Below are 15,906 nucleotides of genomic sequence, written 5' to 3'. Positions count from 1 at the left end.
TTAATCGCGAGCAAGCTTGCTTCTACAAAGGACCGAATCAGGCTTCGGTCTTGGTCGCAGCAGCCGCTTCAACAGCCGCCTTGATGGTGCTTTGCAGCGAACCGTCGGCAGCCATCTCGGTCATGATGTCGCTACCGCCGACCAGCTCACCACCCACCCACAGTTGCGGGAAAGTTGGCCAGTTGGCGTATTTTGGCAGGTTGGCGCGGATTTCCGGGTTCTGCAGGATGTCCACGTATGCAAACTTTTCACCACATGCCATCACGGCCTGCGCGGCTTTCGCGGAGAAGCCACACTGCGGGGCATTCGGCGAACCTTTCATGTAAAGCAGAATGGTGTTGTTGGCAATCTGCTCTTTAATCGTTTCGATGATATCCATGAAGCACCTCGGCTGAACTTTCCGACTCAGGGGTCGGCACGGTGGCGCATTGTAACGGAAACCCGAGCGCCATGCTCGGTCTCCCCGACAGACTCGATCAAGCCGCTGCCACGGTCACCGGCACACCGTTCAACGCCGCATTCCCCGACAACTCATCGAGCTGACACTCGTCGGTCAAGTCATTGGCGCTAGCCCCCGGCTGTCCGCTGGCAATCGTCATCTGTACACCGGGCCGCGCATGGCCCCAACCGTGCGGCAGGCTGACCACGCCTTTCATCATATCCAGACTGCCCAGCACTTCCACTTCGATCATGCCGACCCGGGAACTGACCCGCACGCGCTGTCCATCGCTGAGCCCGCGACTGGCGAGGTCATCTGGATGCATCAGCAATTGATGACGCGGCTTGCCTTTCACCAGACGGTGGTAGTTGTGCATCCACGAGTTATTGCTGCGCACGTGACGACGGCCAATCATCAGCAGTTCATCTGCAGCCGGGGCCTGCAGCGCCGCAAATCGCGCGAGGTCGGCAAGGATCGCCGCCGGCGCTGCCTGAACGCGCTGATTGGCGGTTTTCAGGCGTGGCGCCAGGTTGGATTTCAGTGCGCCAAGATCGACCCCATGCGGTTGATCAAACAGCGTCGCCAAGGACAGCTTCTGCGGCGCAGCGTCGCCATACAGCCCCATTCGCAAGCCACGGTCGATCATCTGCGCAGGGGGAATCGTCGGTTTCAGCTCCTTGCCGGTCTTCGCGGCAAACGCCTCGGCCAGCCCGACGAAAATCTCCCAGTCGTGCAACGCGCCTTCCGGTTTGGCCAGGATCGCGCGGTTGAACCGGCTGACGTTACGCACCGCAAACATATTGAACGTGGTGTCGTAGTGATCGTTTTCCAGGGCTGAGGTGGACGGCAGGATCAGATCGGCATAGCGCGTGGTTTCGTTGATGTACAGGTCAATACTGACCATGAACTCCAACCCGTCCAGCGCCTGTTCGAGTTGTCGGCCATTGGGCGTCGACAGCACCGGATTGCCGGCCACGGTAATCAGCGCGCGGACCTGCCCCTCCCCTTCAGTGAGCATCTCTTCGGCCAGCGCCGACACCGGCAGCTCGCCGCCGTATTCCGGACGCCCGGACACGCGGCTCTGCCACAGGTTGAAATGCCCGCCCGAGGTAGATGCCACCAGGTCTACCGCCGGCTCGGTGCACAACGCACCACCGACACGATCGAGATTGCCAGTGACCAGGTTGATCAACTGCACCAGCCAATGGCACAACGTGCCAAACGCCTGGGTAGAAACGCCCATACGCCCGTAACAGACCGCAGTCGGCGCTGCCGCGAAGTCCCGCGCCAATTGACGAATTTGCTCGGCCGGCACGGCACACAACGGGCTCATGGCTTCGGCGGTAAAACCCGCGACGGCCTCGCGCACCTCATTCAGACCGTCGATCGGCAAATGGCTGTCGCGGGTCAGGCCTTCAGCAAACAACGTGTTGAGCAGCCCGAACAGCAATGCCGCGTCGCCACCCGGACGTACAAACAGATGCTGATCGGCCATCGCGGCCGTTTCGCTGCGGCGCGGATCGACCACCACCACTTTGCCGCCCCGGGCCTGAATTGCCTTCAGGCGCTTTTCCACATCCGGCACGGTCATGATGCTGCCGTTGGAGGCCAGCGGATTGCCGCCAAGGATCAGCATGAAATCGGTGTGATCGATGTCCGGGATCGGCAACAGCAAACCGTGGCCGTACATCAAATGACTGGTCAAGTGATGAGGCAACTGATCAACCGACGTCGCGGAAAACCGGTTGCGGGTTTTCAGCAGGCCAAGAAAGTAATTGCTGTGGGTCATCAGCCCGTAGTTGTGCACGCTGGGGTTGCCTTGATAAACCGCCACCGAATTCTGCCCGTGGCGCTCCTGTATCGCGGCCAGGCGTTCTGCTACAAGATTGAAGGCGTCTTCCCACGCAATGGGCTGCCATTCGCTGCCGACACGCAGCATCGGCTGACGCAAACGGTCAGGATCATTCTGGATGTCTTGCAGGGCAACGGCCTTGGGGCAGATGTGCCCGCGACTGAACGTATCGAGGGCATCGCCCTTGATCGAGGTGATCTGCACATCGCCGTCGAGCTCAGTGGTCTCGATAGTCAGGCCGCAGATGGCTTCACACAGGTGGCAGGCACGGTGATGGAGAGTCTTGGTCATGGCCAGTCTCTGTCTTGTTCTGGGCGGGCAATAACAGCCGCGGGAACAAAACTATGGCGCGTGACCCGCCGCCGCGCCAGCGACGTTCGTCTTGTGAATCGGCAGCCATCAGGCCAGCCGATGACCGCTCGTGATCAAGTCGACGGCAGCCTCGGCGGCGCCTGCAACTGAATCTCCTGGATGGTTTCTATCTGTTCGTGAGCGACGTGCACGCCAGTGAGTTCGCCGATCAGCCGCCAGTGCTCGTCGAGCCCGGCGCTGATAGTCGCCATGCGGTCGATCATCCGCCGGCCAGCAGCTTTGGTCACGTCGTCGTTACTTCGCAAAAGCTCAAAGGACATTGAGGTCATGGAAGCGGTGAGATGCGTCAGTGAGCGGGCCGTGAGGCCAAGTAATTCCATCAATTGCTGTTCTTTCGATTCCATTCCGAAGGCTTCCTGCGTCGCTCGTGACTTAGTTATAACCCAGCACATTGCATTAGCAAGTGTTTCAGACGAGGCACATGGCCAACAGGCGTCTCGAATGTAGGGTCAGAAACCGACCATCAGCGCACCACTCCCGCCCTGTTTGATTGCAAAGCCCCGCAGCCCCAGTGTACAAATGAGCGGCTGCTGTCAGGAAACAGGCTTCAAAAGCGCTACTGCGGTCACCCCATAGCCCCTCTGAAATCCCCTAAAAACCGTAGCCCTATTGGTAAGACGCGACATTTAATTATAAGATCGCGCCTTCCCCTATTTCGTCGCCCTGAGCGGCTTACGCCGCAGGTCTCGCCCGTTGTTCCGTTAAACAAGGCTTTGAGCATCTGCGGTTTGTAGCAAAAAGGTAGTCAATGATGAGCGCAAGGCACTTTCTCTCCCTGATGGATTGCACGCCCGAAGAGCTGGTCAGCGTGATCCGTCGAGGCGTTGAGCTCAAAGACCTGCGTAACCGCGGCGTACTGTTCGAGCCTCTGAAAAACCGCGTGCTCGGGATGATTTTCGAGAAGTCCTCCACGCGCACCCGCATCTCGTTCGAGGCCGGCATGATCCAGCTCGGCGGCCAGGCGATCTTCCTGTCGCCGCGCGACACCCAACTGGGCCGTGGCGAACCGATCGGCGACGCCGCCATTGTCATGTCGAGCATGCTCGATGCGGTGATGATTCGTACGTTTTCCCACAGCACATTGACCGAATTCGCCGCCAATTCGCGCGTCCCTCTGATCAATGGCCTGTCCGATGACCTGCACCCGTGCCAGTTGCTGGCCGACATGCAGACCTTCCTCGAACATCGCGGCTCGATCCAGGGCAAGACCGTTGCCTGGATCGGTGACGGCAACAACATGTGCAACAGCTATATAGAAGCGGCGATCCAGTTCGACTTCCAGCTGCGCATCGCTTGCCCTGAAGGCTATGAGCCCACCCCTGAATTCGTGGCCAGGGCCGGTGATCGGGTGACCATCGTCCGGGATCCGAAGGATGCCGTGCGCGGCGCTCATCTGGTGAGCACTGACGTCTGGACCTCCATGGGCCAGGAAGAGGAAACCGCCAAACGCCTGAAGCTGTTCGCGCCATTCCAGGTCAACCGCGCCCTGCTCGATCTGGCCGCATCGGACGTGCTGTTCATGCATTGCCTCCCGGCGCACCGTGGCGAAGAAATCAGCGTCGACCTGCTGGACGACAGCCGCTCCGTCGCCTGGGATCAAGCGGAAAACCGCCTCCACGCACAAAAGGCCCTGCTCGAGTTTCTCGTCGAACCGGCGTACCACCACGCATGAGCCAGCCATTACTGCTAAACCTGCGCAACCTCGCTTGCGGCTATCAAGACCAGCGCGTTGTGCAAAATCTCAACCTGCATTTGAATGCCGGCGACATCGGTTGCCTGCTCGGCTCTTCGGGCTGCGGCAAAACCACGACCCTGCGGGCAATTGCCGGTTTCGAACCGGTGTACGAAGGTGAAATCACCTTGGCGGGCGAGACGATCTCCAGCGCCGGTTTTACCCTCGCGCCGGAGAAACGCCGGATCGGCATGGTGTTCCAGGATTACGCGCTGTTTCCGCATTTGAGCGTGGCCGAGAACATCGCGTTCGGGATTCGCAAGCATCCACAAAAGGATCGCGTTATCGAAGAGCTGCTGGAACTGGTCAACCTGAAAAACCTCGGCAAACGCTTTCCGCATGAGCTCTCCGGCGGTCAGCAACAGCGTGTCGCCCTGGCTCGCGCCCTGGCGCCGGAACCACAACTGCTGCTGCTCGACGAACCGTTCTCCAACCTCGACGGCGAACTGCGGCGCAAGCTCAGCCATGAAGTGCGCGACATTCTCAAGACCCGTGGCACCAGCGCCATTCTGGTGACTCACGATCAGGAAGAAGCCTTCGCGGTGAGCGACCACGTCGGCGTTTTCAAGGAAGGTCGCCTGGAACAGTGGGACACGCCCTACAACCTGTATCACGAACCGCTGACGCCCTATGTGGCCAGTTTCATTGGTCAGGGCTACTTCATTCGTGGCCAGCTGAGCAGCCCGGAATCGGTGCAGACCGAATTGGGTGAGTTGCGCGGCAATCGGGCTTACACCTGGCCGATTGGTGGTGCGGTGGATGTGCTGCTACGTCCGGACGATATCGTTTATGCACCGGACAGTGGCTTGAAGGCGCGGATTGTCGGCAAGTCTTTCCAGGGCGCGTCGACGCTGTATCGGTTGCAGTTGCCGACAGGCGCGCAACTTGAGTCGATCTTCCCGAGCCATGCGGATCATTTGGTGGGTGCAGAGGTTGGCATTCGTGTATCGGCCGATCATCTGGTGCTGTTCCAGGCGTCTGGCAGTATGGCGGCGCAGATTCCTGCGGTGGACTCCGGTGTCCGGCGGCACAGCACCGCCAACTGAGCCCCCCACCGCTTCTGTAGGAGCAAGCTTGCTCGCGATAGCATCACCGCGGTTTAACTGAGACACCACGTTATCGTTCATCGCGAGCAAGCCTGCTCCTACAAGGATTGCGCTCAACCCAACATCAATGTTCCGCTCGCAACGAGCGTCGCATTCCCGCCGATCTTGACCCGATCGCCTTCCAGTCGACAGAACAACTCCCCGCCGCGTTTCGAACACTGATACGCCGTGAGGCTCGACTTGCTCAAACGTTTCGACCAGTACGGAATCAGACTGCAATGGGTCGAACCGGTCACCGGGTCTTCATTGATTCCGATCGCCGGCGCGAAGTACCGCGACACAAAATCATGCTTGCTGCCCTTGGCGGTGACAATGGCGCCCGGCCACGGCAGTTTGGCCAATGCGACCATGTCTGGCTGGCAATCGAGCACCGCCTGCTCGGACTCCAGTACCACAAATAATTCATTTGAACCGAGCACATCGACCACTTCGACGCCCAAGGCACGTTCAACATCCAGTGTCACGCCGACTTCAGACGGCACGATTGCCGGGAAATCCAGCCATAAGCGACCGCCCTCACGACTCACGCTCAGCGGGCCGGACTTACAAATGAAGTCCAGGCGTTCGACCGGTTCTTTATAGATCTCGAACAACACATAAGCGCTGGCCAGGGTGGCATGCCCACACAAAGGCACCTCGGTGGTCGGAGTGAACCAGCGGATGTGCCAGCCCTGCCCTTCACGCACCACGAAAGCGGTTTCGGCGAGGTTATGTTCAGCGGCAATTTTCTGCATCAACTCATCGGCGAGCCAGGCATCGAGCCGATAGACCATCGCCGGGTTACCACTGAACGGCCGATCGCTGAACGCATCGACCTGATGAAACTCAAGCTGCATAACCTTCTCCCTGATTCAGGCGCGGCCGATATCGGCGAACTTGGCCTGTGTGTGTTCGGCCAATACTGCGGGGGCCAGTTCCACTTCCAGACCACGCCTGCCGGCACTGACAAAAATGCTGGCGAAGGGCTGGGCCGAACGATCAATAAAGGTTCGCAGGCGCTTTTTCTGTCCAAGCGGGCTGATGCCGCCCAATAGATAACCGGTGGAGCGTTGCGCGGCGGCCGGATCGGCCATTTCGACTTTTTTCACCCCGGCTGCATGAGCCAGGCCCTTCAAGTCCAGACTTCCGACGACCGGCACCACCGCCACCAGCAATTCCCCCTTCTCGCTGGCCGCCAGCAACGTCTTGAACACTTGCGCCGGGTCCAGACCCAGTTTCTCCGCGGCCTCCAGCCCATAGGAAGCAGCCTTTGGATCATGTTCGTAACTGTGCACGCGATGTTCGGCACGAACTTTTTTCAACAAATCCAATGCGGGGGTCATGACAGCTCCAGACTGGGCGGCAGAGAAAAAATACTGCGCTGGATTCTAGGACATTGCTCCATAAAAGGCTCTATCACGGCAGCTTTTCCCGCGTTTGGCGCGATTCTTTACCGTTCGTCAGAGTTCGTCCTTCCCGCAAAACAAAACGATCATTCATGTGACTAATAGTTACATTGTGACCGACAGTTCACTTTCGACCTTTGACAGCAGTGTTTCTTGTCTATATTTTTTCGAATCTGAATACCGTACAACGTGACAACGCAACACCCGGCAGTAAGCCAGGAACAGGATGGGGATCCTGCCCTGGTGAAAATCGCGCTTTGGCCATGACGAAAAAAGCGCCAGACAACAAAAACAAAGAGGTTTTCAATGACAACTGCTTTACAACAACCGTCACTTTCGAGCCAATGCATGGCCGAGTTTCTGGGCACTGCACTGCTGATCTTTTTTGGTACCGGTTGCGTTGCCGCGCTCAAGGTCGCGGGTGCCAGTTTTGGCCTGTGGGAAATCAGCATCATCTGGGGCGTCGGCGTGAGCATGGCGATCTACCTGACCGCCGGGGTTTCAGGAGCGCACCTCAATCCTGCCGTGAGCATTGCGCTGAGCATTTTCGCCGACTTCGAAAAACGCAAACTGCCGTTTTACATTCTTGCCCAGGTGGCTGGCGCCTTCTGTGGCGCGCTGTTGGTTTACACGCTGTACAGCAATCTATTCTTCGATTACGAACAAACTCACCATATGGTCCGCGGCACTCAAGCCAGCCTCGAACTGGCGTCGGTGTTCTCCACCTTCCCGAACCCAGCCTTGTCCACCGCCCAGGCTTTCCTGGTTGAAGTGATCATTACCGCGGTCCTGATGGGCGTGATCATGTCCCTGACCGACGACAACAACGGTCTGCCAAACGGGCCAATGGCGCCGCTGCTGATCGGCCTGCTGATCGCGGTGATCGGTAGTTCGATGGGCCCGCTGACCGGTTTTGCGATGAACCCGGCGCGCGACTTCGGTCCCAAACTGATGACTTTCTTCGCCGGCTGGGGTGAAATTTCCTTCACTGGCGGGCGCGATATCCCGTATTTCCTGATTCCGATTTTTGCACCGATTGTCGGTGCCTGCCTCGGTGCTGCAGCGTATCGCGGGTTGATTGCCCGTCATCTGCCCAGCACCGAACCTGCTACAAAGGACGCAACACCGGCCATTGACGGCAAACCAAGAACTTCTTGATACCGTTGGCGCGTGGTCCTGCCCATCTGATCGCGCGCCTCACCTCACTCCCTTATTTCGTCCAAGGCAATCGACATGACCGACATTCAGAATAAGAACTACATCATTGCCCTCGATCAGGGTACGACCAGCTCCCGCGCGATCATTTTCGACCGCGACGCGAACGTGGTTTGCACCGCCCAACGCGAATTCGCCCAGCATTACCCGCAAGCCGGTTGGGTTGAGCACGACCCGATGGAAATCTTCGCCACCCAAAGCGCCGTGATGGTCGAGGCCCTGGCGCAAGCCGGCCTGCATCACGACCAGGTCGCGGCCATCGGCATCACCAACCAGCGCGAAACCACCGTGGTCTGGGACAAGACCACCGGCCGGCCGATCTACAACGCGATCGTCTGGCAGTGCCGCCGCAGCACCGAAATCTGCCAGCAACTCAAGCGTGACGGCCATGAGCAATACATCAGCGACACCACCGGCCTGGTCACCGACCCGTACTTCTCCGGCACCAAACTCAAGTGGATCCTCGACAACGTCGAAGGCAGCCGTGAGCGTGCGCGCAACGGCGAACTGCTGTTCGGCACCATCGACAGCTGGCTGATCTGGAAATTTACCGGTGGCAAAGTCCACGTCACCGACTACACCAACGCCTCGCGCACCATGCTCTTCAACATCCACACCCTGGAGTGGGATGCGAAGATGCTGGAGGTGCTGGATATTCCGCGCGAGATGCTGCCGGAAGTTAAATCCTCGTCGGAAATCTACGGCCACACCAAAAGCGGCATCGCCATCGGCGGTATCGCCGGTGACCAGCAGGCCGCCCTGTTCGGCCAGATGTGCGTCGAGCCAGGCCAGGCGAAAAACACTTACGGCACCGGCTGCTTCCTGCTGATGAATACCGGCGACAAAGCGGTGAAGTCCAAGCACGGCATGCTCACCACCATCGCTTGCGGCCCGCGTGGCGAAGTGGCCTACGCGCTGGAAGGCGCGGTGTTCAACGGCGGCTCCACCGTTCAGTGGCTGCGTGACGAACTGAAAATCATCAATGACGCCCACGACACCGAATACTTCGCCAACAAGGTCAAGGACAGCAACGGCGTGTACCTGGTGCCGGCCTTCACCGGCCTGGGCGCTCCGTACTGGGACCCGTATGCTCGTGGCGCGTTGTTCGGCCTGACTCGCGGCGTACGCGTGGATCACATTATTCGTGCAGCGCTGGAGTCGATTGCCTACCAGACCCGCGACGTGCTCGACGCCATGCAACAGGATTCCGGCGAACGCCTGAAAGCCTTGCGCGTTGACGGCGGTGCCGTGGCGAACAATTTCCTGATGCAATTTCAGGCCGACATCCTCGGTACTCAGGTCGAGCGCCCGCAAATGCGCGAAACCACCGCACTCGGTGCGGCGTACCTGGCCGGTCTGGCGTGTGGCTTCTGGGGCAGCCTGGAAGAGTTGCGCGGCAAAGCAGTCATCGAACGCGAATTCGAACCGACACTGGACGAAACCGCGAAGGAAAAACTCTACGCCGGCTGGAAAAAAGCGGTCAGCCGCACTCGTGACTGGGAACCTCATGAAGGCGCTGAATAAGCCAACGTAAGTACTCGTATCTGTATGTAACTGGTAGGGAGCAGATTCCTGCGGCATCATGGGCAAATTTTGCACGGCAGCCAAAGGAAGCCCCATGAATCTGCCTCCCCGTCAGCAGCAAATCCTCGAACTGGTCCGCGAACGCGGCTATGTCAGCATCGAGGAAATGGCTACGCTGTTCGTCGTCACACCGCAGACCATCCGCCGCGACATCAATCAGCTCGCGGAAGCCAATTTACTGCGTCGCTATCATGGCGGCGCAGCTTACGATTCCAGCGTCGAAAACACCGCCTACGCGATGCGCGCCGATCAGATGCGCGATGAAAAGCAGCGTATCGGCGAAGCCATTGCCGCACAGATCCCCGACCACGCCTCGCTGTTCATCAACATCGGTACCACCACCGAATCGATCGCCCGGGCGCTGCTCAACCACAATCACTTGAAGATCATCACCAACAACCTGCATGTGGCGTCGATGCTCAGTGCCAAGGATGACTTCGACGTTCTGCTGACGGGCGGCAATGTGCGGCGCGACGGTGGCGTGGTGGGTCAGGCCAGTGTCGACTTCATTAACCAGTTCAAGGTCGACTTCGCCCTGGTCGGTATCAGCGGCATCGATGAAGACGGTAGTCTGCTGGACTTCGATTATCAGGAAGTGCGGGTGTCGCAGGCGATCATTGCCAATGCACGACAGGTGATTCTGGCCGCGGACTCGAGCAAATTCGGGCGCAACGCCATGATTCGCCTGGGGCCAATCAGCTTGATCGATTGCCTGGTGACGGATCAGCAGCCGGTGCCTGCGCTGGCGCAGTTGTTGAGTCAGCACAAGATTCGGCTTGAGGTCGTTTAACCCCGAAGACTGAAACAACCTTGTAGGAGCCGGCTCGCTGGCTCCTACAGTAATGCCTCCGCAATACCCCCTCTCTCTACCTTCAATGTTCGAAAATTTTCCTTTAACCGCCCTTCGATCAGTATTTTCAATCGAAGTTAACTGGCTGTGGGCGGCTTTATGGGCTACCATTTTCGCAAATGAACATTTATGTTCGAAATCCAATACCAAAATCAAAAAAACCGAGGCCAGCCGATGCCCACTTCTACCTTGCCTACGCCCCCACTCGCCGAGGTCTACGATATCGCCGTCATCGGTGGCGGGATCAATGGCGTGGGGATCGCAGCGGATGCCGCCGGTCGCGGTCTTTCGGTGTTCCTTTGCGAAAAGGATGACCTGGCCAGCCACACCTCGTCGGCCAGCAGCAAACTGATCCACGGTGGCTTGCGCTACCTCGAACACTATGAATTCCGCCTGGTCCGCGAAGCCCTCGCCGAGCGCGAAGTGCTGCTGGCCAAGGCGCCACACATCGTCAAGCAAATGCGTTTCGTCCTGCCGCACCGTCCGCACCTGCGTCCGGCCTGGATGATTCGCGCGGGGTTGTTCCTTTATGACAACCTGGGCAAACGGGAAAAACTGGAAGGTTCGAAAAGCCTGAAGTTCGGCCCGGACAGCCCGCTGAAAAGCGAAATCACTAAAGGCTTCGAATACTCCGATTGCTGGGTCGACGATGCGCGTCTGGTGGTCTTGAACGCCATGGCCGCCCGCGAGAACGGCGCCCATGTTCACACCCAGACCCGCTGCGTGAGCGCTCGCCGCACCAAGGGTTTGTGGCATCTGCACCTGGAACGCGCCGACGGCAGCCTGTTTTCGATTCGCGCCAAGGCGCTGGTGAATGCGGCGGGCCCATGGGTCGCCAAGTTCATTCGTGATGACCTGAAGATGGAATCGCCGTACGGCATCCGCCTGATCCAGGGCAGCCACCTGATCGTGCCGAAGCTGTACGAAGGCGAACACGCGCACATTCTGCAAAACGAAGATCAGCGCATCGTCTTCACCATTCCGTACCTCAACCACTTCACGCTGATCGGCACCACCGACCGTGAGTACACCGGCGATCCCGCCAAAGTGGCGATCACCGAAGGCGAAACCGATTACCTGCTGAAAGTGGTCAACGCCCACTTCAAGAAGCAGATCAGCCGCGACGACATCCTGCACAGCTATTCCGGTGTACGTCCGCTGTGCAACGACGAATCCGACAACCCGTCGGCCGTCACCCGCGACTACACCCTCGCGCTGTCGGGCACGGGCGAAGAAGCGCCGTTGCTGTCGGTGTTCGGCGGCAAGCTGACCACCTACCGCAAACTGGCCGAGTCGGCGCTGGCGCAACTGGCGCCGTATTTCACCCACATCAAACCGAGCTGGACCGCCACGGCGACCCTGCCGGGCGGCGAAGACATGACCACCCCGCAGGCGCTGAGCTCGCGGCTTCGTGACCAGTTCGACTGGGTGCCGACCGAAATCGCGCGCCGCTGGGCCACCACTTATGGCAGCCGCACCTGGCGCATGCTCGAAGGCGTGCAAAGCCTCAGTGACCTGGGCGAGCACATCGGCGGCGGTCTCTACACCCGCGAAGTCGATTACCTGTGCAGCGAAGAGTGGGCAACCACAGCGCACGATATTCTGTGGCGCCGCAGCAAACTGGGCTTGTTCACCACCCCGGCCGAGCAGCAGAAGCTCGCGGATTACCTGAGCAAGGTCGAGCAGAACCGTAGCAAGATCGAAGCGGCCTGATCTCACCTCCGTTCAAACGAAAGCCCCTGAATCTCACGATTCAGGGGCTTTTTTGTATTCGGGAAACATCAATCCGCTGTAGCGGCGATCCTTGCATTCGGTTTTCCGAACATGACCTATCGGTCTATTCGGTTAACCGGATTCTCTAACACCAAAAAACACGCCATAAATATTAAATATCCTTATAAATCAGTAATTTGACCTTAGCCGCCTGGTCTGGCACGAGTCATGCTCTACACTCTTGGACGAATGCTTGTTGCGCGGACCTATAAGAAGCCGACAGACATTCGAAGCACAAAAGGGCCGATGAACTGGCTCCATAAAAAAAACAATGTCGAGGAAAATTTGATGCGCATCGTTCCCCATATCCTGGGCGCAGCCATTGCTGCCGCTCTGATTACCACTCCAGTTTTCGCGGCCGAACTCACCGGCACACTGAAGAAGATCAAAGAGTCCGGCACCATCACCCTCGGGCATCGTGACGCTTCCATTCCGTTTTCCTATATCGCGGACGCTTCCGGCAAACCGGTTGGCTACTCCCACGATATCCAGCTGAAAATCGTTGAAGCGATCAAGAAAGACCTGGACCTGCCTAACCTTCAGGTCAAATACAACCTGGTGACCTCGCAAACCCGTATCCCGCTGGTGCAGAACGGCACCGTGGATCTGGAATGCGGCTCCACCACCAACAACGTCGAGCGTCAGCAGCAAGTTGACTTCTCCGTCGGCATCTTCGAAATCGGTACTCGCCTGCTGTCCAAGAAAGGCTCGGCATACAAGGATTTCGACGACCTGAAAGGCAAGAACGTCGTGACCACTGCCGGCACCACGTCCGAGCGCCTCCTCAAGTCGATGAACGCCGACAAGCAGATGGGCATGAACGTCATCTCCGCCAAGGACCACGGCGAATCCTTCCAGATGCTGGAATCGGGCCGTGCCGTCGCGTTCATGATGGACGACGCGTTGCTGGCCGGTGAAGCGGCCAAGGCCAAGAAGGCCGATGACTGGGCCGTCACCGGCACTCCACAGTCCTACGAAATCTACGGTTGCATGGTCCGCAAGGGCGACGAGCCGTTCAAGAAGGCTGTAGACGACGCCATTGTGGCAACCTACAAGTCGGGCGAGATCAACAAGATCTACGACAAATGGTTCATGCAGCCAATCCCGCCAAAAGGCCTGAACCTGAGCTTCCCGATGAGCGACGAGCTCAAGGCCCTGATCGCCAATCCGACCGATAAAGCGGCTGACGACAAGAAATCCTGATTTCTGACTAACCTTACCTCCTGAGAGGGCTACTACTCTCTCAGGAGGTTGTCACTCCCTGCTGGTATTTCTGGAAACACTCGAACCGGTGGCTGTCGAGCCGATCGCGTGTGCCTGACTCTCAAGTCGGGCGGGAACGGAGCTTCCCCAGGCGGGCACTAGTACATCGATCGAATCCGAGGGGAGACCCTAATGAATTACAACTGGGACTGGAGCGTGTTCTTCAAGTCCACCGGCGTGGGCAGTGAGATCTATCTCGACTGGTACCTCACCGGTTTGGGCTGGACCATTGCCATCGCCATCGTGGCCTGGATCATCGCCCTGACGCTGGGCTCGATCCTGGGCGTCATGCGCACCGTACCGAATCGCATCGTGTCGGGCATCGCGACCTGTTACGTCGAACTGTTTCGTAACGTGCCATTGCTGGTGCAGCTGTTCATCTGGTACTTCCTGGTGCCCGATCTGCTGCCGCAAAACCTGCAGGACTGGTACAAGCAAGACCTGAACCCGACCACCTCGGCGTTCCTCAGCGTTGTTGTCTGCCTGGGCCTGTTCACCACCGCTCGCGTTTGCGAACAAGTGCGCACCGGCATTCAGGCGTTGCCGAAAGGCCAGGAAGCCGCGGCTCGCGCCATGGGCTTCAAGCTGCCACAGATCTACTGGAACGTGCTGCTGCCCCAGGCTTACCGGATCATCATTCCGCCGCTCACCTCGGAATTCTTGAACGTGTTCAAGAACACCTCCGTCGCCTCGCTGATCGGCCTGATGGAGTTGCTCGCGCAGACCAAACAGACCGCCGAGTTTTCCGCGAACCTGTTCGAAGCTTTCACCCTGGCAACGCTGATCTACTTCACCCTGAACATGAGCCTGATGCTGCTCATGCGCCTGGTCGAGAAGAAAGTCGCCGTACCGGGCCTGATCTCCGTAGGGGGTAAATGATGGAATTCGACTTCTCGGGCATCATCCCGTCCCTGCCGGGTCTGTGGAACGGCATGGTCATGACCCTGCAACTGATGGCGCTGGGCGTCGTCGGCGGGATCATCCTCGGCACGATCCTCGCGCTGATGCGCCTGTCCCACAGCAAGCTGCTGTCGAACATCGCCGGCGCCTACGTTAACTACTTCCGTTCGATCCCACTGCTGCTGGTCATCACCTGGTTCTACCTGGCGGTGCCGTTCGTGCTGCGCTGGATCACCGGCGAAGACACTCCGATCGGCGCATTCGCCTCGTGCATCGTGGCGTTCATGATGTTCGAAGCGGCGTACTTCTGCGAAATCGTCCGCGCCGGTGTGCAGTCGATTCCCAAAGGCCAGATGGGCGCCGCCCAAGCCCTGGGCATGACGTACGGCCAGATGATGCGTTTGATCATCCTGCCGCAAGCGTTCCGCAAGATGACCCCGCTGCTGCTGCAACAGAGCATCATCCTGTTTCAGGACACCTCGCTGGTGTATGCGGTCGGTCTGGTGGACTTCCTCAATGCCTCGCGTGCCAGTGGCGACATCATCGGCCGCTCGAATGAGTTCCTGATCTTCGCAGGTCTCGTGTACTTCACAATCAGCTTTGCCGCCTCGCTGCTGGTCAAGCGTCTGCAAAAAAGGTTTGCCGTATGATCTCTATCAAGAATGTCAACAAGTGGTATGGCGACTTCCAGGTACTGACTGACTGCAGCACCGAGGTCAAAAAAGGCGAAGTGATCGTGGTTTGCGGCCCGTCCGGCTCCGGCAAATCCACCCTGATCAAATGCGTCAACGCACTGGAACCGTTCCAGAAAGGTGATGTGGTGGTCGATGGCACCTCCATCGCCGACCCAAAGACCAACCTGCCGAAACTGCGTTCACGCGTGGGCATGGTGTTCCAGCATTTCGAGCTGTTCCCGCACCTGACCATCACCGAAAACCTGACCATCGCGCAGATCAAGGTGTTGGGCCGCAGCAAGGAAGAGGCCACCAAAAAAGGCCTGCAATTGCTGGAGCGCGTGGGTCTCTCGGCGCACGCTCACAAGCATCCGGGCCAGCTCTCCGGTGGTCAGCAACAGCGTGTGGCGATTGCCCGTGCGCTGGCGATGGACCCGATCGTCATGCTGTTCGACGAACCGACCTCGGCACTCGACCCTGAAATGGTCAACGAAGTGCTCGACGTGATGGTGCAACTGGCCCACGAAGGCATGACCATGATGTGCGTGACCCACGAAATGGGCTTCGCCCGTAAAGTGGCGGATCGGGTGATCTTCATGGACGCCGGCAAAATCATCGAAGACTGCAAGAAAGAAGAGTTCTTCGGCGACATCAGCCACCGCGCCGAGCGTACGCAGCACTTCCTCAACAAGATTCTGCAGCACTAAGAAAGACACCGCGTCCTTGTAGGAGCCCGCAGCAAGCCGGCTCCTGCAGGGGTC

At 58.7% G+C, this 15,906-nt stretch carries 15 protein-coding genes; 10 read left to right on the top strand and 5 right to left on the bottom strand.

Going from position 1 to position 15,906, the window contains the following annotated elements:
• Positions 1-37 precede the first annotated feature (37 nt).
• From grxD to ACI77H_RS10100, 3 genes are all read right to left on the bottom strand, one after another.
• A complete protein-coding gene (gene grxD / locus ACI77H_RS10110) occupies positions 38-379 on the bottom strand; it encodes a Grx4 family monothiol glutaredoxin (protein ID WP_150639462.1) in 342 nt (113 codons plus the stop codon).
• 97 nt (positions 380-476) lie between these two features.
• Complete coding sequence (locus ACI77H_RS10105; protein WP_407011776.1) at positions 477-2,582, bottom strand: molybdopterin oxidoreductase family protein; 2,106 nt, start codon at positions 2,580-2,582, stop codon at positions 477-479.
• Positions 2,583-2,716: 134 nt separating this feature from the next.
• Positions 2,717-3,007 (bottom strand): hypothetical protein, encoded by a 291-nt coding sequence (locus ACI77H_RS10100; RefSeq protein WP_407011775.1) that lies wholly within the window; start codon positions 3,005-3,007, stop codon positions 2,717-2,719.
• Between the two features lie 407 nt (positions 3,008-3,414).
• On the opposite strand from ACI77H_RS10100, the gene argF reads away from it, so the two are divergent.
• Together argF and ACI77H_RS10090 are read left to right on the top strand one after the other, a co-directional pair.
• A complete protein-coding gene (gene argF / locus ACI77H_RS10095; RefSeq protein WP_407011774.1) occupies positions 3,415-4,335 on the top strand; it encodes an ornithine carbamoyltransferase in 921 nt (306 codons plus the stop codon).
• A complete protein-coding gene (locus tag ACI77H_RS10090; protein WP_407011773.1) occupies positions 4,332-5,441 on the top strand; it encodes an ABC transporter ATP-binding protein in 1,110 nt (369 codons plus the stop codon). Before argF ends, ACI77H_RS10090 begins: the two co-directional genes overlap by 4 nt.
• A 113-nt stretch (positions 5,442-5,554) precedes the next feature.
• Here ACI77H_RS10090 and ACI77H_RS10085 read toward each other — a convergent pair whose 3' ends face one another.
• Both ACI77H_RS10085 and ybaK read right to left on the bottom strand, forming a co-directional pair.
• On the bottom strand, positions 5,555-6,337 hold the full coding sequence (locus ACI77H_RS10085) for a PhzF family phenazine biosynthesis protein (RefSeq protein WP_407011772.1): 783 nt from the start codon (positions 6,335-6,337) through the stop codon (positions 5,555-5,557).
• 15 nt (positions 6,338-6,352) lie between these two features.
• Positions 6,353-6,823, bottom strand: a complete 471-nt coding sequence (ybaK, locus tag ACI77H_RS10080) for a Cys-tRNA(Pro) deacylase (RefSeq protein WP_407011771.1) — start codon at positions 6,821-6,823, stop codon at positions 6,353-6,355.
• A gap of 369 nt (positions 6,824-7,192) precedes the next feature.
• On the opposite strand from ybaK, the gene ACI77H_RS10075 reads away from it, so the two are divergent.
• From ACI77H_RS10075 to ACI77H_RS10040, 8 genes are all read left to right on the top strand, one after another.
• On the top strand, positions 7,193-8,044 hold the full coding sequence (locus ACI77H_RS10075; protein WP_407011770.1) for an MIP/aquaporin family protein: 852 nt from the start codon (positions 7,193-7,195) through the stop codon (positions 8,042-8,044).
• Between the two features lie 75 nt (positions 8,045-8,119).
• Complete coding sequence (gene glpK / locus ACI77H_RS10070) at positions 8,120-9,625, top strand: glycerol kinase GlpK (protein WP_407011769.1); 1,506 nt, start codon at positions 8,120-8,122, stop codon at positions 9,623-9,625.
• 94 nt (positions 9,626-9,719) lie between these two features.
• Positions 9,720-10,475 carry a DeoR/GlpR family transcriptional regulator gene (locus ACI77H_RS10065; RefSeq protein WP_007916700.1) on the top strand — a complete coding sequence of 252 codons (756 nt, stop codon included), beginning with the start codon at positions 9,720-9,722 and terminating at the stop codon, positions 10,473-10,475.
• A gap of 234 nt (positions 10,476-10,709) precedes the next feature.
• On the top strand, positions 10,710-12,248 hold the full coding sequence (gene glpD / locus ACI77H_RS10060) for a glycerol-3-phosphate dehydrogenase (protein WP_407011768.1): 1,539 nt from the start codon (positions 10,710-10,712) through the stop codon (positions 12,246-12,248).
• A gap of 348 nt (positions 12,249-12,596) precedes the next feature.
• The gene (locus ACI77H_RS10055) at positions 12,597-13,511 is read left to right on the top strand and encodes a glutamate/aspartate ABC transporter substrate-binding protein (RefSeq protein ID WP_407011767.1); all 915 of its coding nucleotides are present in this window, start codon (positions 12,597-12,599) and stop codon (positions 13,509-13,511) included.
• Between the two features lie 192 nt (positions 13,512-13,703).
• Entirely contained in the window at positions 13,704-14,450 is a 747-nt protein-coding gene (locus ACI77H_RS10050) for an amino acid ABC transporter permease (RefSeq protein WP_407011766.1), read from the top strand.
• Positions 14,450-15,121 carry an amino acid ABC transporter permease gene (locus ACI77H_RS10045; protein ID WP_150631210.1) on the top strand — a complete coding sequence of 224 codons (672 nt, stop codon included), beginning with the start codon at positions 14,450-14,452 and terminating at the stop codon, positions 15,119-15,121. Before ACI77H_RS10050 ends, ACI77H_RS10045 begins: the two co-directional genes overlap by 1 nt.
• A complete protein-coding gene (locus ACI77H_RS10040; protein WP_045058016.1) occupies positions 15,118-15,852 on the top strand; it encodes an amino acid ABC transporter ATP-binding protein in 735 nt (244 codons plus the stop codon). Before ACI77H_RS10045 ends, ACI77H_RS10040 begins: the two co-directional genes overlap by 4 nt.
• The last annotated feature ends 54 nt before the right edge of the window (positions 15,853-15,906 follow it).

This window comes from Pseudomonas sp. O230 (assembly GCF_045447035.1).
In the GTDB taxonomy this organism is placed as follows: domain Bacteria; phylum Pseudomonadota; class Gammaproteobacteria; order Pseudomonadales; family Pseudomonadaceae; genus Aquipseudomonas.
This window is presented reverse-complemented; position numbering and strand designations above follow the sequence as displayed.